This window comes from Streptosporangium pseudovulgare (genome assembly GCF_014648055.1).
In the GTDB taxonomy this organism is placed as follows: domain Bacteria; phylum Actinomycetota; class Actinomycetes; order Streptosporangiales; family Streptosporangiaceae; genus Streptosporangium; species Streptosporangium pseudovulgare.
In genome coordinates, this window is sequence record NZ_BMQJ01000016.1 from 42008 (window position 1) to 64103 (window position 22096).

23 protein-coding genes are annotated in these 22096 nt (G+C 73.2%); 6 read left to right on the plus strand and 17 right to left on the minus strand.

The window, feature by feature from the left end:
• Nucleotide 1 precedes the first annotated feature (1 nt).
• The gene (locus tag IEZ10_RS28025) at nt 2-301 is read left to right on the plus strand and encodes a cupin domain-containing protein (RefSeq protein WP_229811724.1); all 300 of its coding nucleotides are present in this window, start codon (nt 2-4) and stop codon (nt 299-301) included.
• 8 nt (nt 302-309) lie between these two features.
• On the opposite strand, the gene IEZ10_RS28030 is transcribed toward IEZ10_RS28025, so the two are convergent.
• The 5 genes from IEZ10_RS28030 to IEZ10_RS28050 all read right to left on the minus strand — a co-directional run bounded on the left by IEZ10_RS28030 (nt 310) and on the right by IEZ10_RS28050 (nt 3845).
• Complete coding sequence (locus IEZ10_RS28030) at nt 310-657, minus strand: DUF1330 domain-containing protein (protein WP_189249526.1); 348 nt, start codon at nt 655-657, stop codon at nt 310-312.
• A gap of 55 nt (nt 658-712) precedes the next feature.
• Nucleotides 713-1081 carry a nuclear transport factor 2 family protein gene (locus IEZ10_RS28035; protein WP_189249527.1) on the minus strand — a complete coding sequence of 123 codons (369 nt, stop codon included), beginning with the start codon at nt 1079-1081 and terminating at the stop codon, nt 713-715.
• Nucleotides 1082-1258: 177 nt separating this feature from the next.
• Complete coding sequence (locus IEZ10_RS28040) at nt 1259-1870, minus strand: dihydrofolate reductase family protein (protein ID WP_189249528.1); 612 nt, start codon at nt 1868-1870, stop codon at nt 1259-1261.
• Between the two features lie 73 nt (nt 1871-1943).
• Entirely contained in the window at nt 1944-2786 is an 843-nt protein-coding gene (locus tag IEZ10_RS28045; RefSeq protein ID WP_189249529.1) for a helix-turn-helix domain-containing protein, read from the minus strand.
• Between the two features lie 90 nt (nt 2787-2876).
• Complete coding sequence (locus IEZ10_RS28050; RefSeq protein ID WP_189249530.1) at nt 2877-3845, minus strand: helix-turn-helix transcriptional regulator; 969 nt, start codon at nt 3843-3845, stop codon at nt 2877-2879.
• A gap of 132 nt (nt 3846-3977) precedes the next feature.
• Between IEZ10_RS28050 and IEZ10_RS28055 the strand changes: the two genes are divergently transcribed.
• Entirely contained in the window at nt 3978-4373 is a 396-nt protein-coding gene (locus IEZ10_RS28055; RefSeq protein ID WP_189249670.1) for a RidA family protein, read from the plus strand.
• Nucleotides 4374-4597: 224 nt separating this feature from the next.
• On the opposite strand, the gene IEZ10_RS28060 is transcribed toward IEZ10_RS28055, so the two are convergent.
• The gene (locus tag IEZ10_RS28060) at nt 4598-5242 is read right to left on the minus strand and encodes a response regulator (protein WP_189249531.1); all 645 of its coding nucleotides are present in this window, start codon (nt 5240-5242) and stop codon (nt 4598-4600) included.
• A 15-nt stretch (nt 5243-5257) separates the two neighbouring features.
• Nucleotides 5258-6520 carry a sensor histidine kinase gene (locus tag IEZ10_RS28065; protein ID WP_189249532.1) on the minus strand — a complete coding sequence of 421 codons (1263 nt, stop codon included), beginning with the start codon at nt 6518-6520 and terminating at the stop codon, nt 5258-5260.
• Between the two features lie 172 nt (nt 6521-6692).
• Between IEZ10_RS28065 and IEZ10_RS28070 the strand changes: the two genes are divergently transcribed.
• Nucleotides 6693-8159 carry an alpha/beta fold hydrolase gene (locus IEZ10_RS28070; protein ID WP_189249533.1) on the plus strand — a complete coding sequence of 489 codons (1467 nt, stop codon included), beginning with the start codon at nt 6693-6695 and terminating at the stop codon, nt 8157-8159.
• 1 nt (nt 8160) lies between these two features.
• On the opposite strand, the gene IEZ10_RS28075 is transcribed toward IEZ10_RS28070, so the two are convergent.
• On the minus strand, nt 8161-8904 hold the full coding sequence (locus IEZ10_RS28075) for a glucose 1-dehydrogenase (RefSeq protein WP_189249534.1): 744 nt from the start codon (nt 8902-8904) through the stop codon (nt 8161-8163).
• 317 nt (nt 8905-9221) lie between these two features.
• Here IEZ10_RS28075 and IEZ10_RS28080 point away from each other — a divergent pair, with 317 nt between their 5' ends.
• Complete coding sequence (locus IEZ10_RS28080) at nt 9222-9548, plus strand: alpha-amylase inhibitor (RefSeq protein WP_189249535.1); 327 nt, start codon at nt 9222-9224, stop codon at nt 9546-9548.
• On the opposite strand, the gene IEZ10_RS28085 is transcribed toward IEZ10_RS28080, so the two are convergent.
• The 4 genes from IEZ10_RS28085 to IEZ10_RS28100 form a co-directional block, all read right to left on the minus strand.
• Nucleotides 9529-10782: a cation:proton antiporter domain-containing protein gene (locus IEZ10_RS28085; RefSeq protein WP_189249536.1), complete on the minus strand. Its 1254-nt coding sequence runs from the start codon at nt 10780-10782 to the stop codon at nt 9529-9531. The genes IEZ10_RS28080 and IEZ10_RS28085 overlap by 20 nt on opposite strands.
• Nucleotides 10783-11198: 416 nt before the next feature.
• Nucleotides 11199-12008 carry an AfsR/SARP family transcriptional regulator gene (locus IEZ10_RS28090; RefSeq protein ID WP_189249537.1) on the minus strand — a complete coding sequence of 270 codons (810 nt, stop codon included), beginning with the start codon at nt 12006-12008 and terminating at the stop codon, nt 11199-11201.
• Nucleotides 12009-12035: 27 nt separating this feature from the next.
• On the minus strand, nt 12036-12392 hold the full coding sequence (locus tag IEZ10_RS28095) for a hypothetical protein (protein ID WP_189249538.1): 357 nt from the start codon (nt 12390-12392) through the stop codon (nt 12036-12038).
• A 42-nt stretch (nt 12393-12434) separates the two neighbouring features.
• The gene (locus tag IEZ10_RS28100) at nt 12435-12734 is read right to left on the minus strand and encodes a hypothetical protein (RefSeq protein ID WP_189249539.1); all 300 of its coding nucleotides are present in this window, start codon (nt 12732-12734) and stop codon (nt 12435-12437) included.
• A 517-nt stretch (nt 12735-13251) separates the two neighbouring features.
• Here IEZ10_RS28100 and IEZ10_RS28105 point away from each other — a divergent pair.
• Nucleotides 13252-14232: a LuxR C-terminal-related transcriptional regulator gene (locus IEZ10_RS28105; RefSeq protein ID WP_189249540.1), complete on the plus strand. Its 981-nt coding sequence runs from the start codon at nt 13252-13254 to the stop codon at nt 14230-14232.
• Between the two features lie 28 nt (nt 14233-14260).
• On the opposite strand, the gene rfbB is transcribed toward IEZ10_RS28105, so the two are convergent.
• From rfbB to IEZ10_RS28130, 5 genes are read right to left on the minus strand one after another with little or no spacing between them, the layout of a single operon-like run.
• Nucleotides 14261-15262, minus strand: a complete 1002-nt coding sequence (rfbB, locus tag IEZ10_RS28110) for a dTDP-glucose 4,6-dehydratase (protein ID WP_189249541.1) — start codon at nt 15260-15262, stop codon at nt 14261-14263.
• On the minus strand, nt 15259-16320 hold the full coding sequence (locus IEZ10_RS28115; RefSeq protein WP_189249542.1) for a glucose-1-phosphate thymidylyltransferase: 1062 nt from the start codon (nt 16318-16320) through the stop codon (nt 15259-15261). Before IEZ10_RS28115 ends, rfbB begins: the two co-directional genes overlap by 4 nt.
• Before the next feature lie 55 nt (nt 16321-16375).
• On the minus strand, nt 16376-17131 hold the full coding sequence (locus IEZ10_RS28120; protein ID WP_189249543.1) for a 4'-phosphopantetheinyl transferase family protein: 756 nt from the start codon (nt 17129-17131) through the stop codon (nt 16376-16378).
• Nucleotides 17132-17138: 7 nt separating this feature from the next.
• Nucleotides 17139-18398, minus strand: a complete 1260-nt coding sequence (locus IEZ10_RS28125; protein ID WP_189249544.1) for a glycosyltransferase — start codon at nt 18396-18398, stop codon at nt 17139-17141.
• Nucleotides 18398-19606: a nucleotide disphospho-sugar-binding domain-containing protein gene (locus tag IEZ10_RS28130; protein WP_189249545.1), complete on the minus strand. Its 1209-nt coding sequence runs from the start codon at nt 19604-19606 to the stop codon at nt 18398-18400. Before IEZ10_RS28130 ends, IEZ10_RS28125 begins: the two co-directional genes overlap by 1 nt.
• Nucleotides 19607-19872: 266 nt before the next feature.
• On the opposite strand from IEZ10_RS28130, the gene IEZ10_RS28135 reads away from it, so the two are divergent.
• Entirely contained in the window at nt 19873-22095 is a 2223-nt protein-coding gene (locus IEZ10_RS28135) for a condensation domain-containing protein (protein ID WP_189249546.1), read from the plus strand.
• Nucleotide 22096: the final 1 nt, after the last annotated feature.

Here is a 22096-nt window from a genome sequence, read left to right on the forward strand (position 1 = left end):
CGTGGACGTCGATGAGGTCACGCCGATCGAGCTGGGCCCCGGCGTCCACGTACGGATGCTCCCGGGCATGCCGGGGATCAGGACGTGGGTGATCGACCTCGCTCCGGGCGCCGAATGGCCGGGCCTCGACGTCCATGAGACCTACGGCGAGGCGTACTTCGTCGTGAGCGGTGAGCTCATCGAGGACGACCGCACCCACGGACCGGGCACCTACGTCGCCTTCGGTCCCAGGACGAGCCACCGGCCCCGTACTGAGACCGGTGTGCGCGTCTTCGGCTTCAACTACGACGTCCCCGCTTGACCTGGCCGCTACTCGGCGGGCAGTGCCTCTCGTATCGCCTTCACGGTGGCGGCCGGGTCGTAGCCCTCGGGGACGCCTTCCACCAGAATGAGGTCGCCCTCGATGTGCCGCGAGCGCAGCGGTGCGATCTCCCGGTACGCGGGTGAGTCCCACCAGGCCCGCGCCTCGGCGATCCCGGGGAAGCCGAGCATCACGACGCTCCCGGGCCAGCTGCCCTCCTTCACCTCGTGTTGCGTGGCGTGCACGAGGTAGCGGCCGCCGTACGGCGCGAAGGTCCCGGGCAGGCGCTCGATGTACTCGGCGATCTCCGGGTGCGGAGCGGCGTCCTGCAGGTGAGCGATGACGTAGGCGGTCATGGTTCCTCCGCTGTTCCTGGATGAGCGGTACGGACCGGCCGTCTCCCCGAGACGTTCAGGCTCCGGCCGGCACCTTGTCGAGGAAGCCGAGCACCTGGCTGATCCGCCCGTCGTCACCGACCACCGCGACGTCGAAGCCGATGACGATCGGCTCGGCGCCCTCAGGTCCCAGGTGCCAGGTGAAGCGCGCGATGTCGTGGTGGGCGTCCACGGCGCCGCCGAGGCTGAAGACCAGCCCGCCGAACTGCCCCTGGACCGCCGCGATGGTGGCGTCGAGCCCGTCCCTGCCCCTGACGGAGACCAGCGGGTCGGTGTACACCGCGTCCTCGGCGAAGACCTCCGCCAGCACGGCCTGCCGCGCGGCGGCGTCGGTCTCGTTCCACGCGGCGAGGTAGCGCTGGACCAGCTCGTTCATGTCGCTCATGGCTGTCTCCTCAGTGGTCGTTCTCTCTTGTGACCACCAAATTACGCAGACGGGAACGACGGGGAATCTGACGTGCTTAGGTACTTCCGCCCTGTGAGGCAAGGCGGTCCGGGGCCGGCTGAACTCCGCCACCACCGCGGCGCCGGGGCCCGCCGGCGTTTTCGCGCCCCATCGGATTCAACGGCGCACTTTGAACCTCAGGTGCAGCACCCCCTCGCCCTGGATGACCACGTGGGGGTCCTCCAGCAGACGTCGCCCGTCGATGCCGCCGAAGTAGCGTTTGCCCGACCCGAACACCACCGGCACCACGTCCATCGCCACCTCGTCCACGAGGCCGGCCGCCAGGATCTGGCCTCCCGCCTCGCCGGCGTTCACCGCGACGGTCCGCTCCCCGGCGAGTTCCCGGGCCTTGCCGATCGCAGCCGTCACGTCATCGACGAAGTGGTACGACGCCTCGGGGTGCCAGCCCTCGGGCTTGGGCCGGTGGGACACCACGACCACGTGGTCGCCCGCGGGCGGCTGCGCCTCCCAGCCGTTCACCAGGTCGAACAGCCGGCGGCCCATCACGATCGTGCCGATCGTCTCCCACGTCGACCGGACGTACTCCGCCGACGCACGTGAGACCTTGATGCGGCCTCCGGCTCCGGAATGGTCGTACTGCCCGTCGCCGCCTTCGGTGATCGGGATGTCGCCGTTGAAGTACCAGTCGTGGAGCGGCCCGACGTCGTCGTTCCCGTCGGCGATGAAGCCGTCCACCGACACCACGCTGTGCATGATCACTGTGCCCACAGGTTCTCCCGAAGTCCCTCGCGTATCCGCCCCCGATCCTGCCGCCCTCGGGAGCGGGTGGGCTTGTAAAAAATCAATCGACGGGCATCGGGCCGCTGTCCGGCGGGAACCCCCGCTCGGCGGGGAACCGGCGGCGCAGGGCCAGGTAATCCGTCGGGGTGTGGCCGGTGAAGTCCTTGAACTCCCTGCCGAAGTGGGCCTGGTCGAAGTAGCCCGCCGTCTGGGCGAGCCGTGACCAGTCGACCGGACGCAGGGCGTCCACGGACACGATCAGCCGCGCGAAACGATAGATCCGCGCCACCCGCTTCGGGGTGACCCCGACATGGGACTTGAACTGCGTGGCCAGGTGATTGCCGCTCACCCCGGCGGCATCGGTCAGCGCACCGATCGGGATCGCGCCGTGGGAGGTCTCCAAACGCCTGCCCGTGTGCTGGACCAGGTCGAGGCCGTGCGACGGCGCCTCGGCGAGTCGCGATCGCAGCTCCTCCTCCACCACCCGCAGTCTCCCGGTGGCCGACGCGATGCCGTCGACCTGGTTGCGGATCCGGTCCAGGGACCGTTGCCAGACGGCGTCGACCGGCACCCACCGGTTCCGCAGCTCGGCCGCCGGCATGCCGGTGAACGGCGAGAGCCCCCAGGGCTTGAAGTGCACCCCGACGAGCCGCACCGGTGTGGGGTACTCGAAGAGGAAACGCCTGGTCCACACACCCATGAACCACCCGTCGGTGAGCACCGCCGGCGGCACCGAAGGGTCGGAGTCCCACAGGCGGACGGGTCCGCCCAGGTTGACGAACAGGTGTGCCGACGGCATCGGCGGGACGTTCATCCGGCGGTGGCGCGGCGTCCCGGTCAGGCAGTAGATGTCGTCGATGAACCGGTCGAGCGGCGGCGCGGGCACCCGGACGACGTATTCCATGGAGTCAGTGTGGCCGAGGAGAGCGCAGCCCGGGGTCCATGCGCCGCGGGAAGGGGATGGGCGGTCCGCGGAAGGCGACGGCTCTCAGGATCACATTCCGTAGCGGGCGGCGACCGCGGCGGCGCGGTCGCGCAGGGAGTCACGCAACCACTGTGGGGCCAGGGCCTCCGCGTTCGTGCTGAGCTGCCACAGCGCCCATTCGGCGTGTCTCGCGTCCTGGAAGGTCACCTCCAGCCGCAGCCGGCCGTCGGAGTCGGGTTCCTCGGCGAGAACGGCCAGCGCGGTTCCCACCAGGTCCTCCCGCCGCGCCGGGTCCATCCGTACCAGCACGGTGACCTGGTCGCCGCCGGCCCGGAACCGTGTGCTGCGCTCCTGCCAGGCCCGCTCCAGATCGACCCGGTCCGGCCGCTGTGCGGGTTCGGCGAGTTCCTCGGCGGACAGGATCCGGGACAACCGGTAGGTGCGGTCCTCGCCGGACCTCGTGGCCAGCAGGTAGCCCCGGTCGCGTATGGTGACCAGGCCTATCGGGTCCACCGTGCGCCACTTCGGGGTCCGGTCCACAGCCGCGTAGTGGATCCGCAGCCTGTGTCCGGCGAACACCGCGCGCAGGACCTCGGCCGCCACGGCGTCGGGTACCTCCTCGGCGGCCAGCCGACGCGAGAGCAGGTCGGTCTCCGGGTCGACGAGCAGCCGCTCGGCCGCGCCGGCCGCGGTGTCCCGATAGCTTTCGGGCAGCGCGTCGACCACCTTGAGCATCGCCGAAGCGAGCGCCGAGCCGAGGCCGAATGCCTGCGCGCCGCGCCGCGATCCGGCGACCAGCAGGGCAAGCGCCTCGTCGGGGTTCAGTCCGGTGAGTTCGGTCCGGAAACCGGGCAGCAACGCGAAACCGCCGTGCCGGCCGCGTTCGGCGTAGACCGGGACACCGGCCGCGGACAGCGCCTCGATGTCGCGCAGCACCGTGCGGGTGGACACCTCCAGCTCGCGGGCCAGCGTGGCCGCGGACAGCCGGCCGTGCTGCCGCAGCAGCAACACCAGGGAGACCAGCCGGTCGGCGCGCATGCGAGGAATTTACCGAAATACACGACACAGGATGTCGTGATTCGTTGGCAGGCTCATCGACACGACCGAAAGACGGCGGCGACCGATCCGGTCGACGCATGTGATGAAGAATCGAATGGAGCTGATGTGGAGATGGAGCGAACGGCGGTCAACCCGTGGGCATGGTCGGTGGAGCTGGGATACAACCAGGGTGAGATCGTCTCCGGGCACACCCGGACCCTGTACTGCGCCGGGCAGACCGCGATGAGCGGCGACGGCAGGCCCCAGCATGCCGATGACATGGCGGCGCAGCTGGCGCTGAGCCTCGACAACCTGGAGGCCGTGCTCGGCGAGGCCGACATGTCCCTCGCGAACCTCGTCAGGCTCAACGTCTACACCACCGACGTCGATCGGCTCTTCGAGCACTACGGCGTGCTGGCGTCGAGGTTGGGCGCCGCCGGGGTGGCACCGTCCACCACGATGCTCGGGGTGACACGGCTGGCGATCCCCAGCCTGATGGTCGAGCTTGAGGGGACCGCCGTCGCGTGATGCGGCCGGCCTGTGCGGGCTCGGGCCACGACCACCCCGCACAGGCTCACCGCGAAATCCGCCATTGACCCGCTCGGGGGCGCCGGTGTCTGGACTGAGGAACGCAGTCGCGGAGCGACGGAGTGACGAGGGAAGACACCGGGCTCAAGCCCCCGAGCCGCGACGCGCAGCGTCGCCATGAGCACAACCCCGAGCCGCGACGCGCAGCGTCGCAATGAACACAATCAGCCCTGGAGATAGCGCAGGACGGCCAGCACCCGGCGGTGGTCGCCGTCGGACGGCGACAGGCCGAGCTTCGTGAAGATCTGCGCCACGTGCTTCTCCACCGAGCCGTACGACAGGAACAGCGCGGCGGCGATGGCGTTGTTGGACCGCCCCTCGGCCATGAGGGAGAGCACCTCGCGCTCCCGGGGGGTGAGCGCGGCCAGCGCCTCGGCGCGGTGGCCGGCACCCATGATCTGGGTGACGACCTCCGGGTCGAGGACGGTCTGCCCGGCCGCGATCCGGTCGAGGGCGGACAGGAAGTCCCCGACGTCGGCGACGCGTTCCTTCAGCAGGTAGCCCACCCCGTGGGCGCCGTCGGCGAGCAGCCGCGCGGCGTAGCGCGTCTCGATGTACTGGGAGAACACCAGCACGCCCAGACCCGGATGGGCGCGGCGGATCCGGAGCGCGGCCCGCAGCCCCTCGTCGGTGTGGGAGGGCGGCATGCGCACGTCCACCACGGCGACGTCGGGCCGGTGCTCGGCCACGGCCGCCTCCAGCGCCTCACCGTCGCCCACGGCCGCCGCCACCTCGTGACCCCGGGAGGTGAGCAGCATGCGCAGCCCGTCCCTGAGCACCGCGGCGTCCTCGGCTATCACGATGCGCACGGGCTCGTTCTCCGTTCAGACGTGCAGGGGAAGCTCGACGGTGACCACCGTAGGCCCTCCCGGCGGGCTGTGGACGTCGATCGTCCCGTCCACCGGCGCCACCCGGCCGGCCAGGCCCCGCAGCCCGGATCCGGCGTCCATCGCCGCGCCGCCGTCGCCGTCGTCGCGCACGAGCAGGGTCAGCAGGCCGTCCGACGCCCGCACGCCGAGTACGGCGCGGCGGGCGCCGCTGTGTTTGGCCACGTTGGCGAGTAGTTCCGCGGCGCAGAAGTAGGCGATGGCCTCGATCGCCGGGGCGGGCCGCTCGGGCAGGTCGGCGTCGAACCGGACGGGGACCGGGCTGCGCGCGGCGAGCGTGGTCAGGGCGGTCTCCAGCCCTTCGCCGAGCGCGGGCGGATGGATGCCGCGGATCAGGTCGCGCAGCTCGACCAGGGTCTCCTTGGCGTCGCGGTGCGCGTCCTCGACGAGAGTGCGGGCGCGGGCCGGCCGCTCCGGCCGGTCGGCGTGCTCCAACTCCTCCAGGGCCATGCCCAGTCTCATGGCCAGCGTGACCAGCCGCGCGGCCGTGCCGTCGTGCAGGTCGCGTTCGATGCGGCGCAGCTCGGTGGCCGCGCCGTCCACCGCCATCGCCCGGGCCCGCTCCAGCCTCCGGGTCCTGGTCTCGCCCGGAGGCGGGCCCAGCAGCGTCCGGGCGAGCAGCCGCTCGGGGGCCAGCGCGAGATGGACGCCCCACGGCGCCGCCAGCAGCAGCACCGCCCCGACGGCGCTCGTCGGCACCGCGCCCGGCCAACCGTACGAGGAGAGGACCGGCAGGGCGGCGGAGCGCCACCACAGGGGACAGCCGAGCAGGGCCAGGCCGCCTCCCCAGAGCCCGGCGGCGACGGCGAAGGCCAGGACGGCCGCCGGCAGCCGGACCAGGCCGTGGATGACGGCGCGCCATCCCGGCAGGTCACTGAGTGCCGCCACGAGCCGGTCCGCCAGGCCCGGACCGGAACGGAACGGGGCGGGATCGGCCACCCGCACCCCGGCCAGCGCGCGCGCCAGCCGCCGGTTGGCCGCGCCGAGACCTCTGGCCGCCGGGACGCCCAGCGCCAGCAGCGGCAGGCCGACGACACCGGCCGACGACACGACGCTCAGCGCCACCACGACGGCGTAGACCAGGCCGATCACGGCCATCAGCGGCGTCACCAGCGCGTAGATGAGCTCGCGCCACGCCCGCGCCCACACCGGATCCGCGCCCGTCGCGCGCCGCGGCCCGTTTCCCGCCTGACTCTCCATGCCCCTCCTCACCCCGCGGCGCCGCCGGCGGCTCTTTTCCGGCGGCGTCGTCGTAAAGCCTGGCGGACGCGCGGGTGCGGGCCCAGCCGGACGGCACCCGGGGGACATCCCGAACCCGGTACGGAGGACATCCCCGTGGCGGACGCCCGCCCGGCCCGGCCACGGTGGAGCCATGACGACGACGAAGCGACGACATTCTCTCGGCAGGACCGGATGGCTGGTCATCGGCATGGCCGCGGCGGCGTTGGCGGGGATGACCCCGGCGGCGTCGGCCGCCCGGGACGATCGGCCGGTGTGGGGCGACTGCGCCGGGAAGGACGCGCCCGCGGACATGCGGTGCGCCGCGATCGAGGTGCCGGTGGACTGGTCCCGGCCGGACGGGCCGAAGATCACGCTGAAGCTGGCCCGGCTGGCGACCACCGAGCCCCGGCACCGGATCGGCAGCGTCCTGGGCGTCCCCGGCGGCCCCGGCAACAGCGGGATCGACGACCTGAAGCGCGCCGCCGCCGACCTCACCGACCTGCGGCGCAGGTTCGACATCGTCGCCTACGCCCCCAGGGTCACCGTGTGGCTCGGTCAGATGCCGCCGGTCTGCAGGCAACCCGGGACGACGCTGCGCGAGCCCCGCGACCGCAAGGATTACACCGCGCTGACCACGGCGATGACCAAGGCGTTCGAGGCGTGCCGGGACGCGGACCGCACCGGGCTGTTCGAGCACCTGGACTCCCTGTCGGTGGCCAGGGACATGGAGGCGATCCGCGAGGCCCTGGGGGAGGAGCGGCTGAGCTTCATGGCCAACTCCTACGGCGGGGCCCCCGCCGCCGCCTACGCCCGGCTGTTCCCCCGGCGCATCCGGGCCATGTACCTCGACGGCACGATCAACCTGGTGAACGGCTGGACCGACCAGGCACTGCGGTCATCTCCCGCCAGGGAGAAGGTGTTCGCCGGGTTCGTCCGCTGGTGCGCGGAGACCCCCGCCTGCGCGTTGCACGGGCAGGACGCCGGGAAGGTCTGGCGCCGGCTGATCCGCGACGCCGACCGCAGGCCGATCCCGGTCACCTCCGCGGAGTTCGGGAAGGGCGAGCTGACCGGATGGCGCCTGAAGAGCTTCGGCTTCACCGACCCCGGGCCGGGGAACTCCCGCTGGCTGGCCTTCGCTGAATCGGTGGACAAGGCCCGGCGCGGGGACGGGTCCGGCTTCGCCGACGTGGCCCTGGGCAACGCGCAGGTCTGGGCCATGCCCGGGGTGCCGGCGATGAGCTGCGGGGACGGCCGGGGATACGCCGGGTACACCGAGTTCCAGGCGTCCCTCCGGAAGGTGCGGAAGGCCTCGCCGAACTTCGGGGGGGCCGAGCTCGGCGGGCTGGGCTGCGCCGGGTGGCCGCTGCCGGTGGCCAACCCGTCCCGCCCGCTGCCGGTGCGCGGCCTGCCGCCGTTCCTGGGGGCCGGCAGCACGTGGGGCGACTACGCGTGGACGGAGAGCTTCACCCGGCTGGTGCCGGGGTCGGTCACCGTCGCCTACGACGGGCCCGGTCACGCCCTCTACCTGTCGGGGAAGAAGTGCCCGATCCGGCACGCCACCCGGTATCTGACCGACCTGACGCTGCCCGCGCCGGGCACGGTCTGCCCGGCCGAGTGACTCAGCCCAGGCCGCCGGTGGCGCGGATGTTCTGGCCGGTGACCCAGCGGCCGTCCGGGCCCGCGAGGAACGCGATCACGTCGGCCACGTCGGACGGCTGCCCGAGCCGGCCGAGCGGGGTGATCCTGGCGGCCATCTCGAGGTTCTCGGCGGAGTTGGTGGCCCGCAGCAGGTCGGTGTCGGTGGCGCCGGGGGAGACGGTGTTCACGGTGATGCCGCGCCTGCCGAGCTCCTGCGCCGCCGCGGCGGTCAGCTGCTCCAGCGCGCCCTTGCCGGCGATGTAGAGGGCCAGGCCCGGGGCGGGGCGCACGGTGTTGAGGGTGGAGACGTTGACGATGCGCCCGCCGTCGCGCATCCGCCGGGCCGCGTACCGGATGGTCATGAACGCCGACCTGACGTTGACGGCCATGGCCCGGTCGAACAGCTCGTCCGTGGTCTCGGCGATGGGGGTCGGGGTGAAGCTCAGCACGGCGTTGTTCACCAGGATGTCCAGGCCGCCGAACTCCTTCGCGGCGGTCTCCATCAGGCGTTCGGCGGCGTCCGGCTCGGCGAGGTCCAGCCGGACGCCGCGGGCGGCGCCGCCCGCCTCCGCCACCGCCCGCTCGACCTCGGCGGCGGCGTCGGCGCTGCTGGCGTAGTTGAACACGACCCCCGCGCCGTCCCGGGCGAAGCGCTCCACCACGGCCCGGCCGATGCCCCGCGACCCCCCGGTGACGACGGCGACCTTGCCCTTCAGCGGTGTCATCGGGAACCTCCCACGATCATCGGTTGCTTCGTCACCACCGAATCTACGGCCGTCCGTGATCGCCGGCGAGGCACCGCGTGGCGCGTGGCGCGAGGGCGGCGGCCGCACTCCGGACTGCTCCGCCGTACAGTGTCGGCTTTTAATAAAATTTCCGGTTATTTCGTTTATTATCTCACATTTGGTGATTCAGGAAATTCCATGAGAGCGGGCCGGAAAAAATCGGTGAAACGCCGAACGCCGGGAGTCCGGCGGTCATCTAAAAGGCCGTGGAGCGGAAGGGAGAATCTCTTCCGCGAATTCCCGAGAAAGGACCGCGAATGACTCACCGGAGGATTCGCAACGGCGCACTGGCCCTGTCCGCGGCGGGGCTGCTGACCGTCGCCGCCGCAGGCCAGGCCGGTGCCAGCGCCGCCGCGCCCACGTCCGCCCCGGCGCGCGCCGCGAACTGCGTGCACGTCAGCCACTCGTCCGGCTACGTCACCCAGACCGTGAAGGTCACCAACAACTGCGCCTCCACCGTCTCCTTCTCCGTCCGGCGGGTCGGGCCCGACAGCCCCTGCTTCATCGTCGGCCCGAACCGCTGGCGGTCGTACAAGTGGGGCAACGGGCTGAACTACCAGGGCATCAGGTGGAACTGCTCCTGAGCTCCGCTTCGCGGACGCCCGCCGCCACGGGCGTCCGCCCCGGGCGGAGCAGCTGGAGCAGGGGGCCGGCCATCGCGGTGGTGACCAGGGCCATCACGACCATCAGCGAGTACAGCCCGGTGTCGAGCAGGCCCAGTTGCAGGCCCGCGCTGAGGATGACCAGCTCGGTGAGACCGCGGGTGTTCAACAGCGTCGCCAGCGTGGCCGACTGGTGCGGGGGCAGGCCGTTCAGCCGGGCCGCGGTGAAGGCGCCGGCGAACTTCCCGCCGACGGCGACCAGCAGGATCAGCGCCAGCTCGGTCAGGCCCGGCGCCCCGACGGCGGACAGGTCGACCTTGAGGCCGCTCACCACGAAGAAGATCGGCAGTAGCAGCACCGTGCTGACCTGCCCGACACGGTCGGAGATCTCCTCGCGGAGCCGGTCGGCGCCCTCGCGCGGCATGACGACGCCGAACAGGAAGGCGCCGAAGATGAAGTGCAGCCCGATCCACTCGGTGACGCAGCCCGACAGCATCAGCCCGGCCAGGACGGTGGCGAGCATGCCGGGGCTGAGGTGCCCGGTCCGGCGGTGGGCGGCGGCCAGGCGGCGCAGCAGCGGCCGGACCACCCAGAACATCAGCGCCACGTAGGGCAGGACGAGGACGGCGTGCCACTGGCCGGTGTCCGCGCCGGTGACCGCCACCACCACGGCCAGCAGCGACCAGGCGAGCACGTCGTCGACGGCGGCGCAGGTGAGGGCGAGCCCGCCGGTGGCGGTGCGGTGCATGCCGCGGTCGGTGAGGATGCGCGCCAGCACGGGGAAGGCGGTGACCGCCATCGCCGCCCCCATGAACAGCGCGAACCCCAGGCGGTGGGGGTTGGGGTGGCTTTCCAGGAGGTACAGCCCCAGCAGCGCGCCGAGACCCAGCGGCAGCAGGATGGAGCTGAGCGACACGCTGACCGCCAGCCGGCCCGTGCCCCGCAGCAGGGCGTGGTCCAGTTCCAGTCCCACCAGGAACATGAACACCATGACCCCGATGTTGGCCAGCGCGCCGAGATGGGAGCGGATGTCGGCCGGGAACAGGGCGTCGGTCACCGCCCCGTGGAACAGGGTGGGTCCCAGCAGGATCCCGGCGAGGATCTCGCCGATCACGGGCGGCTGGCCGAGACGTGCGACCAGCGTGCCGGCCAGCCGGGTCGCGATGATGACCACGGCGACGCCGAGCAGGAGGGCGGCGACCTGCTCGGGGCTCACCGGAGGGCTCCGGTGGCGTCCGGTCCGGGGCGCGGCCCGCTCGCGGGGACGGCACGGCGGGCCGTACCGCCGGTCGCGGGGGCGGTACGGCCCGCCGCACCGCCGGGGCGGCCTGCGGCCATCGGCCCGGGGGCGAACAGGTGAGGGGGCATGTCTTCTCTCCCTGGGTAGGCGTGGCGCTCCCGGGCCGGCGGGGCGGGAGGGGAGCGTCGTGTCACCAGCCTGCGCCGGGCGCATCGCACCGCGGTAGAGGGTCGTCCGTGTTCCGCACGAGGCGGGCGCGAGGACGTCCCGCACGCGGAGTGGGGGCGGGGAGAGAGCCGTACGCGGGGCGGGCGCGGGGGAGAGCCGCCCGGGGTGGGCGCGGGGAGCGCCCCGTGCCCCCGTGCGCGGGGCGGGCACGGACGGGACGGCGCTCAGCCGACCAGGCGGCCCAGCGCGGGGTGCAGGACCTGGTCCAGAGCGGGGTCGGAGGCGGTGATGGCCCGCATCATCTGCTGGGCGCGCGGGCACGGCTCCACGCCGAGTTCGAGGTCCAGGGTGTGGCGCAGCTGCCGGTACACCGTCAGCGCCTGCCACTGCCGTCCCGAGCGGTACAGGGCGAGCATGTAGTCGATCTGCAGGTTCTCGTTCAGCGGGTGCTGCGCGCACAGCACGGCCAGGTCGCCCAGCAGCGTCTGGTGGCGCCCGAGCCGGAGCTCCGCCTCGATGCGCAACTCGGCGGCGCACAGCCGCAGGTGCTCCAGGCGCATCACCTCCAGCTCCAGCAGCGGCCCCGTCGGCACGTCCACCAGGGCCGCGCCGCGCCACAGGTTCAGGGCCTTCGACAGCAGCTGCGCGGCGCGGGCGTCGTCGTGCTCGTCGACGGCCCGGCGGCCGGCGGCGACGAGCCGCTCGTACTCCCAGGCGTCGACCTCGACGTCCGACATCTGCAGCTGGTAGCCGATGTGCCGGGTGACGAGCACGTCCTTCCCGGTGCGCTTGAGGGTGAGGCCGCGCGCGCTGTCGAGTTTCCTGCGCAGTTGCAGGATGTAGGTCTGGAGGGTGGTGCTGGCGCTGCGCGGGGGGTTGCCGTTCCACAGTTCCTCGGCCAGGGCGGCGGCGGTCACGACCTGACCGCGGTTGAGGGCCAGAAGGGCGAGGATCTGTCGTGGCTTGCCCGCGGTCGGGAGTACCGAGGTGCCCGATTCCCACGCTTCCAGTTGTCCCAGGATTCTGATTTCCACGGGGTTTTCGGTCCTCTCTGGATTCCTTCACGGTTCCGGGAGGTTCTCAGGGGGAGGGGTGCCGGCCGGACGTCCGCCGGGGGAGCGGCCGGTTCCGGTCTCGTAGTCGATCGGGGCGACCGCGTCGACCCGCCAGCCGGAGAGCACGGAGGAGGTCGCGATCACCCGGTCGCACAGTCGCCGTGCGGCCTTCATCGCCTCCTGTTCGCCGGGGGCCCGCAGGAAGACGACCAGGTCGACGCGGGCCGGCCGGCGGGTCGCCAGGCGCAGGTGTTCCAGGCCGTCCTCGGGGACGGCCAGCGACCAGAAGACGTCCGAGACGACGGTGCCGTCGGGGGAGGGGGAGCCCTCGGGGGCGGTGAGGGAGGCGGCGACCATGTACATGGGGTGTCCTTGGATGGGGTGGGTGGCCGTGGGGCGGTCTCGTCAGCCCTGGCCGTGCCCGCCCGGGGCGGGGGCGGGGGTGGGGGTCCCCCAGTCGAAGCCGCCGTCGTGGGAGATGGAGACGCCCCAGTCGAAGCCGACACCGTCGGGGTCGGAGACGCCCCAGTCGAAGCCGCTGTCGTCGGGGTCGGAGAACTGGCCGGACCCGGCGGACGCCACCGTCGGGCCGGTGACCGCGGCCGAGGCGCCGGCGCCGCCGGCCACCGCGCCGGCGGCGACGATCGCGGCGGTCAGGGTGAGGGTGGCGAGGGCGCGGGACGCGAGGCGGGGGGTGAGGTTCATGGTGACCGCTCCTGGGAGTCGTCCGTTTCCGGAGGGGGGGATGGTTCCCGCTTCCGGCTCCCTGACCTGCCGGGACCGTATCGGGTAAGCCGATTATTGGAGCAGGTAGGGGGCGGTTTCCACGATCTGGGGTTGCACCAACGTGCTTGGCATCATGGTGCTGCGCCAGGGGACGGTACGGTGACCGCGTTGAGCAGCGCGTTCGTTTCCGTGACACCATCTGACCTGGCCTGTTGGTGCCAGCCGTACCGCGCCCGGGGGCGGCCGTCATGGCACGCCGGTGCCACGCCTCCGGCGTGAACGCCGCGGCTCCGGCGCGGACGTCGTGGCCGCGGCACCAAGGTGCCGCCGGGCCGTGACGCCGCGCGGCCGTGCGGGGAAGGGACGGGCGCGCCCGCCACTGAATGATTGAACATTCAACCACTTTGAGCGTGCTCGTGGTTGTCCAGGTTCTTGGTCCCAATTATTGTTTGGGGGCCTCGTGGCTGCGGCGGCCATGGGCGAGGGAGCCGTATCGATGTTGGAAGCTCTGGGGTTAAGGGCCCGCACGCAGACCGTCTACCTGCTGATGCTGGATCATCCGGAGTGGGGGCCCGATCTGCTCGCGGCTCACCTGGAGATCTCCGAGGCGGACGTCCGCTCGGCGCTGGACGACCTGGCCGACAAGCACCTGCTGCGGCCGATGGACGAGGACTCCGGCCGGCTCTACCCGGTGAGCCCGGAGGTCGGCCTGTCGGCCCTGCTGGCGCGCAGCGAGCTGGAACTGGCGGCCCGTCAGCGCCAGATCGAGGCCACCCGCACCGCCGTGGCCACCCTCGCGTCCCGCTACAGCGGCAAGGACAGGTACGCGCCCGAGCTGGTCCACCAGCTGGTCGGACTGGAGGCGGTGCGGTACCGCCTGGAGGAGCTGGCGCAGACCGCCCGCCACGAGTGCCTGTCGTTCCTGCCGGGCGGCGCCCAGCTGTCGGACACCATCGAGGCGGGCAAGCCGCTCAACCAGCAGGCGCTGGAGCGGGGCGTCGCGCTGCGCACCATCTACCAGGAGAGCTTCCGCAACGACCCCGCGACCCTGCAGTACGTGCGCCTGCTGACCTCACTGGGGGAGGAGGCGCGGATCGTCCCCTCCCTGCCGATGCTGATGATCATCGTGGACGGCGAGGTCGCCCTGGTGCCGCTCGACCCCGGAAACGGGCGGCGCGGCGCGCTGGAGCTGCGCAGCCAGGGCGCGATCGCGGCGATGAAGGTCCTGTTCGAGCAGTTCTGGGCGGCGGCGAGCCCATGGGACGCCAAACCCGCCGCCGACAGCGACGGCCTGTCCAAGCGGGACCGGGAGATCCTGGCGCTGCTGGCCGACGGCCACACCGACGAGTCCATCAGCCGCAAACTGGGGTTGTCGCTGCGGACCATCCGCCGGCTGGTGTCGGACCTGATGAAGCGGCTGAACGCGCGCAGCCGCTTCGAGGCGGGCATCCTGGCGGTCCGTTCCGGCTGGCTCTGAGCGCCCGGCGCGGTCCGGGCGGCGGGGGTCACCCCACGACGGCCGCCGGCGGCCTGGCCTCCCCCGCCTCGCACAGAGGCTTCCACCAGCCGGGATTGTCCCGGTACCAGGCGACCGTCTCGGCCAGGCCGCGGTCGAAGCCCACCTGGGGCGCCCAGCCGAGCCGGGTGCGCAGCCTGGTGTCGTCGAGGCTGTAGCGCAGGTCGTGGCCGGGCCGATCGGCCACATGCCGGACCATGGACCAGTCGGCGCCGCACAGCTCCAGCAGGGCGGAGGTCAGCTCCAGGTTCGACAGCTCGTGGCCGCCGCCGATGTTGTAGACCTCCCCGGCGGTCCCGTCGGTCAGGACCCGCTGCACCGCCCGGCAGTGGTCTTCGACGTGCAGCCACTCGCGGACGTTCCAGCCGTCGCCGTACAGCGGCACCTGCAGGCCCGACAGCAGGTTGGTCACGAAGCGCGGGATCAGCTTCTCCACGTGCTGGTAGGGGCCGTAGTTGTTGCAGCAGCGGGTGACCAGGACGTCCATGCCGTAGGTCCGCCAGTACGCGCGGGCGATCAGGTCGGCGCCCGCCTTGCTGGCCGCGTACGGCGAGTTGGGCAGCAGCGGGAAGTCCTCGGTCCAGGAGCCGGTGGCGATCGAGCCGTACACCTCGTCGGTGGAGACGCACACCACCCGGGGGGTCCCGGTCAGGCGGGCGGCCTCCAGCACGGTGGCGGTGCCGCCCACGTTGCTGCGGACGAACTCGGCGGCGCCGTACACCGAGCGGTCCACGTGCGACTCGGCGGCGAAGTGGACGACGGCGTCGTGGCCGGGCAGGACCTCGCGCAGCAACGCGAGGTCGCAGACGTCGCCCTGGACGAAGGTCAGCCGGGGATGGGCGGCGGGCAGGTTGGCGCGGTTGCCCGCGTAGGTGAGCGCGTCCACGACGGTGACGCGCGCGCCGGTGAAACCGGGGTATCCGTCTTCGAGAAGGGTCCGGACGTAGTGGGAGCCGATGAAGCCGGCTCCGCCGGTTACCAGGATGTTCACGCTACCTCCACTGTGGCGTGGTCGCCGATGACCAGGCGGCGGTGACCGTCGTCGATGGCGGAGCACACCGCCGCCTCGCGGCCGATCAGTGAGCCGTAGATGCCGCGGACCCGCCGCACCGACACCCCGTCCAGGACGATGGAGTGCTCGATGCCCGCGCCGAGCAGGGTGCAGTTGCGGCCCAGCGCGGTGTAGGGGCCGATCAGGCTGTCGCGGACCAGCGTCCCGGCGCCGATGACGGCCGGACCGGTGACGACGGAGCCGACGATCCGGGCGCCGGGCTCGACCACGACCTCGCCGTACAGCCGGCTGGTCGCGTCGACGGTGCCGCGCACCTCGCCGCGGCGGCGTTCCATCAGGACGCGGTTGCACTCCAGCAGGTCGTCGATCTTGCCGGTGTCCTTCCAGTACCCGTGGAACTGACTGGCGTCGACCCGCAGCCCCCGCGCGACCAGCCAGGCGATGGCATCGGTGATCTCCAGTTCGCCGCGCGGGCTGGGCGCGATGGCCCGGACCGCCTCGTGGATGGCGGGGGTGAAGAAGTACACGCCGGTCAGCGCCAGGTCGCTGCGCGGCTCGGCGGGTTTCTCGGCCAGCCCCGTCACCCGTCCGTCGGCGTCCAGCTCGGCCACGCCGTACTCGCGGGGGTTGGCCACCTTGACCAGCAGGATCTGCGCGGCGGGCCGGTTGGCGGCGAAGTCCGCGGCGACCTCGGCGATGCCGTCGGCCAGGATGTTGTCGCCCAGGTACATGACGAAGTCGTCGTCGCCGAGGAAGTCCGCGGCGAGCCGCACGCAGTGGGCCAGGCCCAGCGGCGCGTGCTGGCGGATGTAGGTGATGCGCAGCCCCAGCGCGGCGCCGTCGCCGAGCTGGGCGCGCATCTCGTCGCCGCGGTCGCCCACGATCAGGCCGACGTCGGTGACGCCGATCGCCGCGATGTTCTCCAGGCAGTGCGCCAGCACCGGCTTGCCGGCCACCGGTATGAGTTGTTTGGGGATGGCGTGACTCAGAGGACGTAACCGCGTCCCCGAGCCGCCCGCCAGGACCAGTGCCTTCACGTGCCTCACCTCTCGCTCGGTCCGGGGAGGGGCGGCGGTTGCGCCCCTCCCCGGATCACCAGGACCGCAGGAGTCCCTGCGCGTCGTAATGCACCACCTCCGCGGGCGGCGGTCTCAGGATCGCCAGCGCGGCCCGGTAGCCCTCGGCCCGTGGGGTCAGGTCGATGACGCAGGCGTTGCCCGCGAGGTCGGGCCGGCCCGGGTAGGCCAGCAGGCGGCCCTGCTCGTCGAAGTCCACGGCGTTCATCGGCATGCGCAGCCCGTCGCCGGTGGACTTCAGCACCGCCTCCTTGCGGGTCCACGCCTGGAAGAACATCCGGGTCCGCTCGTCGTCGGTCAGCGTCTGGAACTTCGCCAGCTCGGTGACGCTGAGCACGCGGCGGGCGAGCTTGCGTGACTTGGCCGGATCGATCTTCTCCACGTCCACGCCCATCGGCGCGGACGTGGACAGCCCGATCATGACGAGGTCGGCGGAGTGGGAGACGGCCAGCTCCAGGTCGCGGTGCTCCACGCGGGGACGGCCGTGCGGGAGCCGGCAGTCGGGGCAGTCGCGGACGATCCGCAGGTCGACGGGGTCGCAGTCCAGCAGCCGCGCGGCGGTCAGCCGGATGAGCGCGGCGCCGACGGTGAAGCGGGCGCGGTCCTCCGGCCGCCGGTAGGCCGACCGCCGCTCCAGCTCCACATCCTGCAGCAGGCTGAGCAGGCCCTCGTGCTGGTCCGCCGGCCGCGCCCACCACACTTCGCACCGTGGCGCCGGGCCGGAGGGGTCCTCCGGCCGGCGCGGTGCCGCGGGGTCGGTGATGAGGGGCACGGCGGGCTCAGCCTTCCTCGGTGGCGATCAGGGCTTCCAGGTCGTCGACGAGCCGCTCGACCGGCGGCAGGGCGTGCAGGTGGCGCTGGACGCGACGGGCGGCGGCCCGGTGCGCGGGGTCGTCCAGTACGGCGCGCACCGCCGCGGCCAGCGGACGCGCCCGGCCCGCCGCTCCGGAGCCGTACGGCTCAGGCGGCCCCGGGGGTGCGGGCGGCCCGGTCAGCGCGGTCAGCGCGGTCAGCGGCACCGTGCGCGACAGGCCCAGCCCGGCACAGAGCGCGGCGTTGTGCCGGTGGTCGTCCAGGACCGGCAGCGCGACCATCGGCACGCCCAGGCACAGGGCCTCCTTGATGCTGTTGAGCCCGCCGTGGGTGACGAACAGGTCGCAGCTCTGCAGGATCAGCGCCTGGTCGGCGAAGTCCACCAGGCGGACGTTGTCCGGCGCGGCGTAACGCGCCGGGTCGGCTCCGGAGCCGACCGCCAGGATGGTCGTGCAGTCCAGTTCGCCCAGCTCCTCGATGACCCGGGCGACGAACTCCCCGGAACCGGGCAGGCTGTAGACGACCGTGCCGAAACCGGCGAAGACCAGCGGCCGGGCCGGGTCCAGCCCGGCGAACCACGGCGGCAGCGGCAGGTCGTCCGGATGGCTGTTGACGTGCCGGTAGCAGCGCGTCCCGGGCAGGATCATCTCCGACTCGCCGAACGCGGCGGGCAGGAAGCTCGCGGTGAAATACCGGTACAGGTTCCGCCCCTCCGGGTCGGGCGGCAGCCCCAGCTCGGCGCGGCCCTCGTCCAGGACGGGGCCGAGGACCTCACCGGTGACGCCGTCCAGCCCGCCGAAGGAGATGACCGGGACGTGCGGGACGCCCAGCGCCTCGGCCGCGAGGTAGCCGCCCAGCTCGTCGAGCTCGCGCACGATGAGGTCGGGCCGCCACTCGGGGGCGAGCTTCAGGATGTCGGCGGCGGTGCCGCGGGCGATGTGCCCGGCGAACGCGCGGGTCAGCGGCTCGCCCAGGGCGCGGAAGGTGTCGGCCGCCGTCGCGAAGTCCTGGTCGCGGTAGCCGGGTGGGAGCGTCCGGTAGATCTCGTAGCGCCAGTCGTAGCCGCCGGTCAGGTGCTCCAGCCCGAAGCCGCGGATCTCCTCGGCCATGCAGGCCGGGGCGCACACCGCGACCGTGTGACCGCGGTCGCGGGCCGCCTGGGCGACGGGCACCAGGGGGCGCAGGTGGCCGCTGGCGGGCTGGGTGGTGAACAGGATGCGCGCCATCACGACCTCGCCGCCGCGAGCCCCGCCGCCTGCCCCGCCTGCCCCGCCAGGCCGGCCAGCCGGTCCACCACCTCGGCGGCGGAGGGCTGCTCGGCCATCTCCCGGCTCAGCTTCTCGGCGGCCCGCAGGTGACCGTTGTCGCCCAGCAGCAGGTCCAGCTCGGCGCGGATCAGAGCGGGGTCGCCGTCACCGGCGAAGATCTGCCGGGCGGCGCCGGCCTCGGCGACCCGGCGGGCGTTGAACACGTGGTCGGTGAAGCGCGGCAGGATCAGCTGCGGCACCCCGGCGGCCAGCGCCGTCATCACCGCGCCGCCGCCGCCCTGGTGGATCAGGGCCGAGCAGGTCGGCAGCAGCAGGTGCAGGGCGAGCCGGTCGACCAGCCGCAGCCGGGCCGTGGCGCCGTCCGGCAGCCGGTGCCCGCCGCCGGGGTCCTCGCCGATGGCGACGATCTCCACGTCGGTGTCGGCCAGGGCCGCCATGACATGGGGGAGCAGCGACGGCTCCTGTCCACCCCAGCTGGCGACGGCGCTGCTGCCCAGCACCGCGACCCGCCGCCGCGACGCGGGCCGCGTCAGCCACTCCGGTACGGTGGCCGGGCCGTTGTAGGGGACGTGGCGCATCGTCAGCCGGCGCACCGGCTTCGGCGTCGGCACCTGCAGTGAGGGCGGGCACGGGTCCACGGTGACGTCGCCGAGGGTCTCCACCCCGCCTATGCCCAGCTCCGCGCACATGTCCGCGAGCGCCTCGTCCTCGAACTCCCGGGTCCGGCAGGTGTAGTCCATGCCCCAGATGTGCCGGGCGGCCGGGACTCCGAGCGCCGCCGCGGTCAGCGGCCCGGCGTACGTCGTGGGGTCGAAGACCACCAGGTCGGGCCGCCAACCGCGGGCGAAGCGCAGCGTGTCCGCGGTCATCGCCTGGGCGATGCGCTTGTAGGTGATGACGTTGCCCACTCCCCAGGCGCGCATCTCCTCCCACTCCACGGGCCGCTCCTGGCGCATGAGCCAGGAGAAGTACCGTCCGGCCATGGCGCCGACGTCCACGTCGTGGCCGACCGCCACGGCGGGCAGGCCGGACGCGGCGATGACGTCGGTCAGGGCCGGTTGACTGGCCACCACGACCTCGTGGCCGGCGGCCCGCAGCGCCCAGCCGAGCTGGACGCACGGGTAGAAGTGCGAATGCCAGGCCCAGGTAACGAACAGGACGCGCATCTGCCACCTCCGTCTCGAACGTGGAAGGAACCCGCGTCCCGGCCCCGCCGCCGCGGGGGCACGGCTCCGGGGCCGGACGCGTCGCCACTGTCACCCGGCCGGTTCGAGGAGCGGTCAAGGGATCGTTGGGGGCCGCTGGAGGATCGCCCGACCCGGCGGGCGCGGACACCATCCGGGCACCGCCGGGCCGCGGCCGACGCCCGCTTGAGTGGGATTCGAGTCGGGCCTCCCACGATCTGCCGTGTGCCTGACGACGGAGGGACGCCATGACGCCTGATCCCGCTCCCGGTGCCGGATCGCTGCTGGACGTGCTCGCATCTGTGCTGGAGATGCCGGCCGAGGAGGTCGCCGCGCGGCTCGGCGAGAGCTTCTTCGGCCTGGGCGGCACATCGCTGGACGCGATGGAGGTCGTCGACCGGGCCGAGGAGGAGCTCGGCCTCACCGTCGACGTGGGTCACCTGCTGGGCATGGCGCCGCTGTCCACCGTGCTGGCCGCCTGCGCGCCCGCCCGCGTGCCGCCGCCCGCCCCCGCGGCCGACCGCCGCCCCGTGCTGCCGGAACAGGAGAGCTTCCTCAGCGCCGAACGGCTGATCGGCGCCCCGATGCACCATGTCAGCGGCGCCGAGCTGACCGGCCCGCTGGACGAGGACGCGCTGCGGGAGGCGGTGCGCCTGCTGGTCGCGCGGCACGAGTCGCTGCGCACGGTCTTCGAGGAGACCGAGGACGGGCACCTGCGGCACGTGCTGCCGGACTGGCGGCCCGGCCTCGTGCGCCTCGAACCCCCCGGTACGGCCGGCGGCGACCCGGTGGCGGCGGTGCACGCCGAACTGGCCCGCACCTCCGCGGACCTGCTGGCGGACGGCGAGCGGCCCGCCGTCGCCTTCGTGCTCACCCGGTTCGCCGACCGCCACCACCTGCTGTCGCTGGTCGTGCACCGCGCGCTGGCCGACGGCTGGTCGATCGGGCTGCTCTGGCGCGAACTGACCGGCCGTTACGCGGCGCTGACCGCCCCCGCCGGCCCCGCCGGCCGGGCCGTCCCGCCCGGCCCCGACACCGCCGCCATATCCGGTCCCGGGGCCGCATCCGGTGGCTCCGCCGTACCCGGTCCCGGCGGTGAGGCCCCGGCGCCCAGCCCGGACCTGCTGCTGGACCGGTGGGCGGACCTGGCCGCGACCGGCGACCTCGACCGGCTGGCCCGGCGGCGCGTCGAGCAGCTCGGCGGCTTCCCGCCCATCGTGGAGCTGCCCGGCGACCTGCCCCGACCGGCGGAGTTCGACTTCCGGGGCAGCCGGCTGACGTTCACCCTCGACGCCCGGACCCGCGACGCCGCGGAACGCGCCGCCGGACGCGCCGGTGTCACCGTCACCGCGGTGCTGCTGGCCGCCTGGCAGCTGGTCGTGGCCCGCCGCTGCGCCCTGGACCGGTTCCTGGTCGGCGTCGGCGTCGCGCGTCGCGACCGGGCCTCCGCGACGCGGCTGGTCGCCCCGTGCGTCAGGACGGTGCCGATCCGGTGCGTGATCGACGACGCCGAACCGGTCGAGGAGTACCTGCGGCGGACCGCGCGGGCCGTCGCCGAGGGGGTGACGTCCGCCGACGTCCCGCTGGGCGTCATCAGCCGCGGCCTGCCCGGCGGCCGGGCCATGGCGGACCGGCGGCGCGTCCCGCTGCTGCAGATCACCTTCTCGGCGCAGGAGACGGTCCTGCCGGAGCAGGTGCGGGCGGGCGGGCTGACCGTCCGCTACCACGAGGCGTTCACCGGCCTGGTCGCCGCGGACGCCGGTCTTTCGGTGCTGCGCTGGGATCCCTCGCCCCGGCTGGCGCTGGACCACGCCACCGCCGTCCTGACCGCGGCCGAGGCGCGCGTCCTGGCCGAGGCGCTGCGGGCCGCCCTGCACGGGTTCGACTCCGGCCACGGCCGGTCTCTCGCCCGGGTGCGGACCATCCCGGCCCGCCAGCGGCGGTGGCTGCGCCGCCGCCGCGACGCCCGGTCCCCCGGGGGCGGCCTGGTCATCCTCGACGAGCGCGGCGGGCTGGTGCCCCCGGGGGGCGTCGGCGAGCTGTGGCACGCCGACGCCGGCCCGGCCGCGCTGCGCCGCTCGGGCGACCTGGCCCGCTGGGACGGCGCCGGACGGCTGCGGCTGCTGGGCCGCCGCGACGAGCAGGTCACGGTCTTCGGGCACCGCTTGGACCTCACCGAGATCCGCGACCGCATCCGCAGCCACCCCGACGTGGCCGACGCCGTCGTCGCCGGGACCGGCGCCGACGACCCGGCGCACCGCCTGCTGCTGGCCGCCGTCGTCCTGAGCCGCCCGCTCGACGACCCGCTCGGCGTCCTGGTCCCGTTCACCGCCGAGGGGCTGCCCCGCTACATGCTGCCGTCCCGGTGGGCGATCGTCGATGCGATCCCCACCTCCCCGGACGGCGGACACGACCTACGGCAACTCGAACACCTGGCCGTCTCACCCAACCGTCACAGCTCACCTAGGTAGG

What these genes read in the sequence shown, in the direction of transcription:
- IEZ10_RS28035 (WP_189249527.1), bottom strand. Translation starts at nt 1,081, where the DNA reads ATGAGCGACATGAACGAGCTGGTCCAGCGCTACCTCGCCGCGTGGAAC.
- IEZ10_RS28070 (WP_189249533.1), top strand. Translation starts at nt 6,693, where the DNA reads ATGACGACGACGAAGCGACGACATTCTCTCGGCAGGACCGGATGGCTG.
- IEZ10_RS28050 (WP_189249530.1), bottom strand. Translation starts at nt 3,845, where the DNA reads ATGCGCGCCGACCGGCTGGTCTCCCTGGTGTTGCTGCTGCGGCAGCAC.
- IEZ10_RS28125 (WP_189249544.1), bottom strand. Translation starts at nt 18,398, where the DNA reads ATGGCGCGCATCCTGTTCACCACCCAGCCCGCCAGCGGCCACCTGCGC.
- IEZ10_RS28065 (WP_189249532.1), bottom strand. Translation starts at nt 6,520, where the DNA reads ATGGAGAGTCAGGCGGGAAACGGGCCGCGGCGCGCGACGGGCGCGGAT.
- IEZ10_RS28045 (WP_189249529.1), bottom strand. Translation starts at nt 2,786, where the DNA reads ATGGAATACGTCGTCCGGGTGCCCGCGCCGCCGCTCGACCGGTTCATC.
- IEZ10_RS28130 (WP_189249545.1), bottom strand. Translation starts at nt 19,606, where the DNA reads ATGCGCGTCCTGTTCGTTACCTGGGCCTGGCATTCGCACTTCTACCCG.
- IEZ10_RS28135 (WP_189249546.1), top strand. Translation starts at nt 19,873, where the DNA reads ATGACGCCTGATCCCGCTCCCGGTGCCGGATCGCTGCTGGACGTGCTC.
- IEZ10_RS28105 (WP_189249540.1), top strand. Translation starts at nt 13,252, where the DNA reads ATGTTGGAAGCTCTGGGGTTAAGGGCCCGCACGCAGACCGTCTACCTG.
- IEZ10_RS28080 (WP_189249535.1), top strand. Translation starts at nt 9,222, where the DNA reads ATGACTCACCGGAGGATTCGCAACGGCGCACTGGCCCTGTCCGCGGCG.
- IEZ10_RS28100 (WP_189249539.1), bottom strand. Translation starts at nt 12,734, where the DNA reads ATGAACCTCACCCCCCGCCTCGCGTCCCGCGCCCTCGCCACCCTCACC.
- IEZ10_RS28075 (WP_189249534.1), bottom strand. Translation starts at nt 8,904, where the DNA reads ATGACACCGCTGAAGGGCAAGGTCGCCGTCGTCACCGGGGGGTCGCGG.
- IEZ10_RS28030 (WP_189249526.1), bottom strand. Translation starts at nt 657, where the DNA reads ATGACCGCCTACGTCATCGCTCACCTGCAGGACGCCGCTCCGCACCCG.
- IEZ10_RS28055 (WP_189249670.1), top strand. Translation starts at nt 3,978, where the DNA reads ATGGAGCGAACGGCGGTCAACCCGTGGGCATGGTCGGTGGAGCTGGGA.
- IEZ10_RS28095 (WP_189249538.1), bottom strand. Translation starts at nt 12,392, where the DNA reads ATGTACATGGTCGCCGCCTCCCTCACCGCCCCCGAGGGCTCCCCCTCC.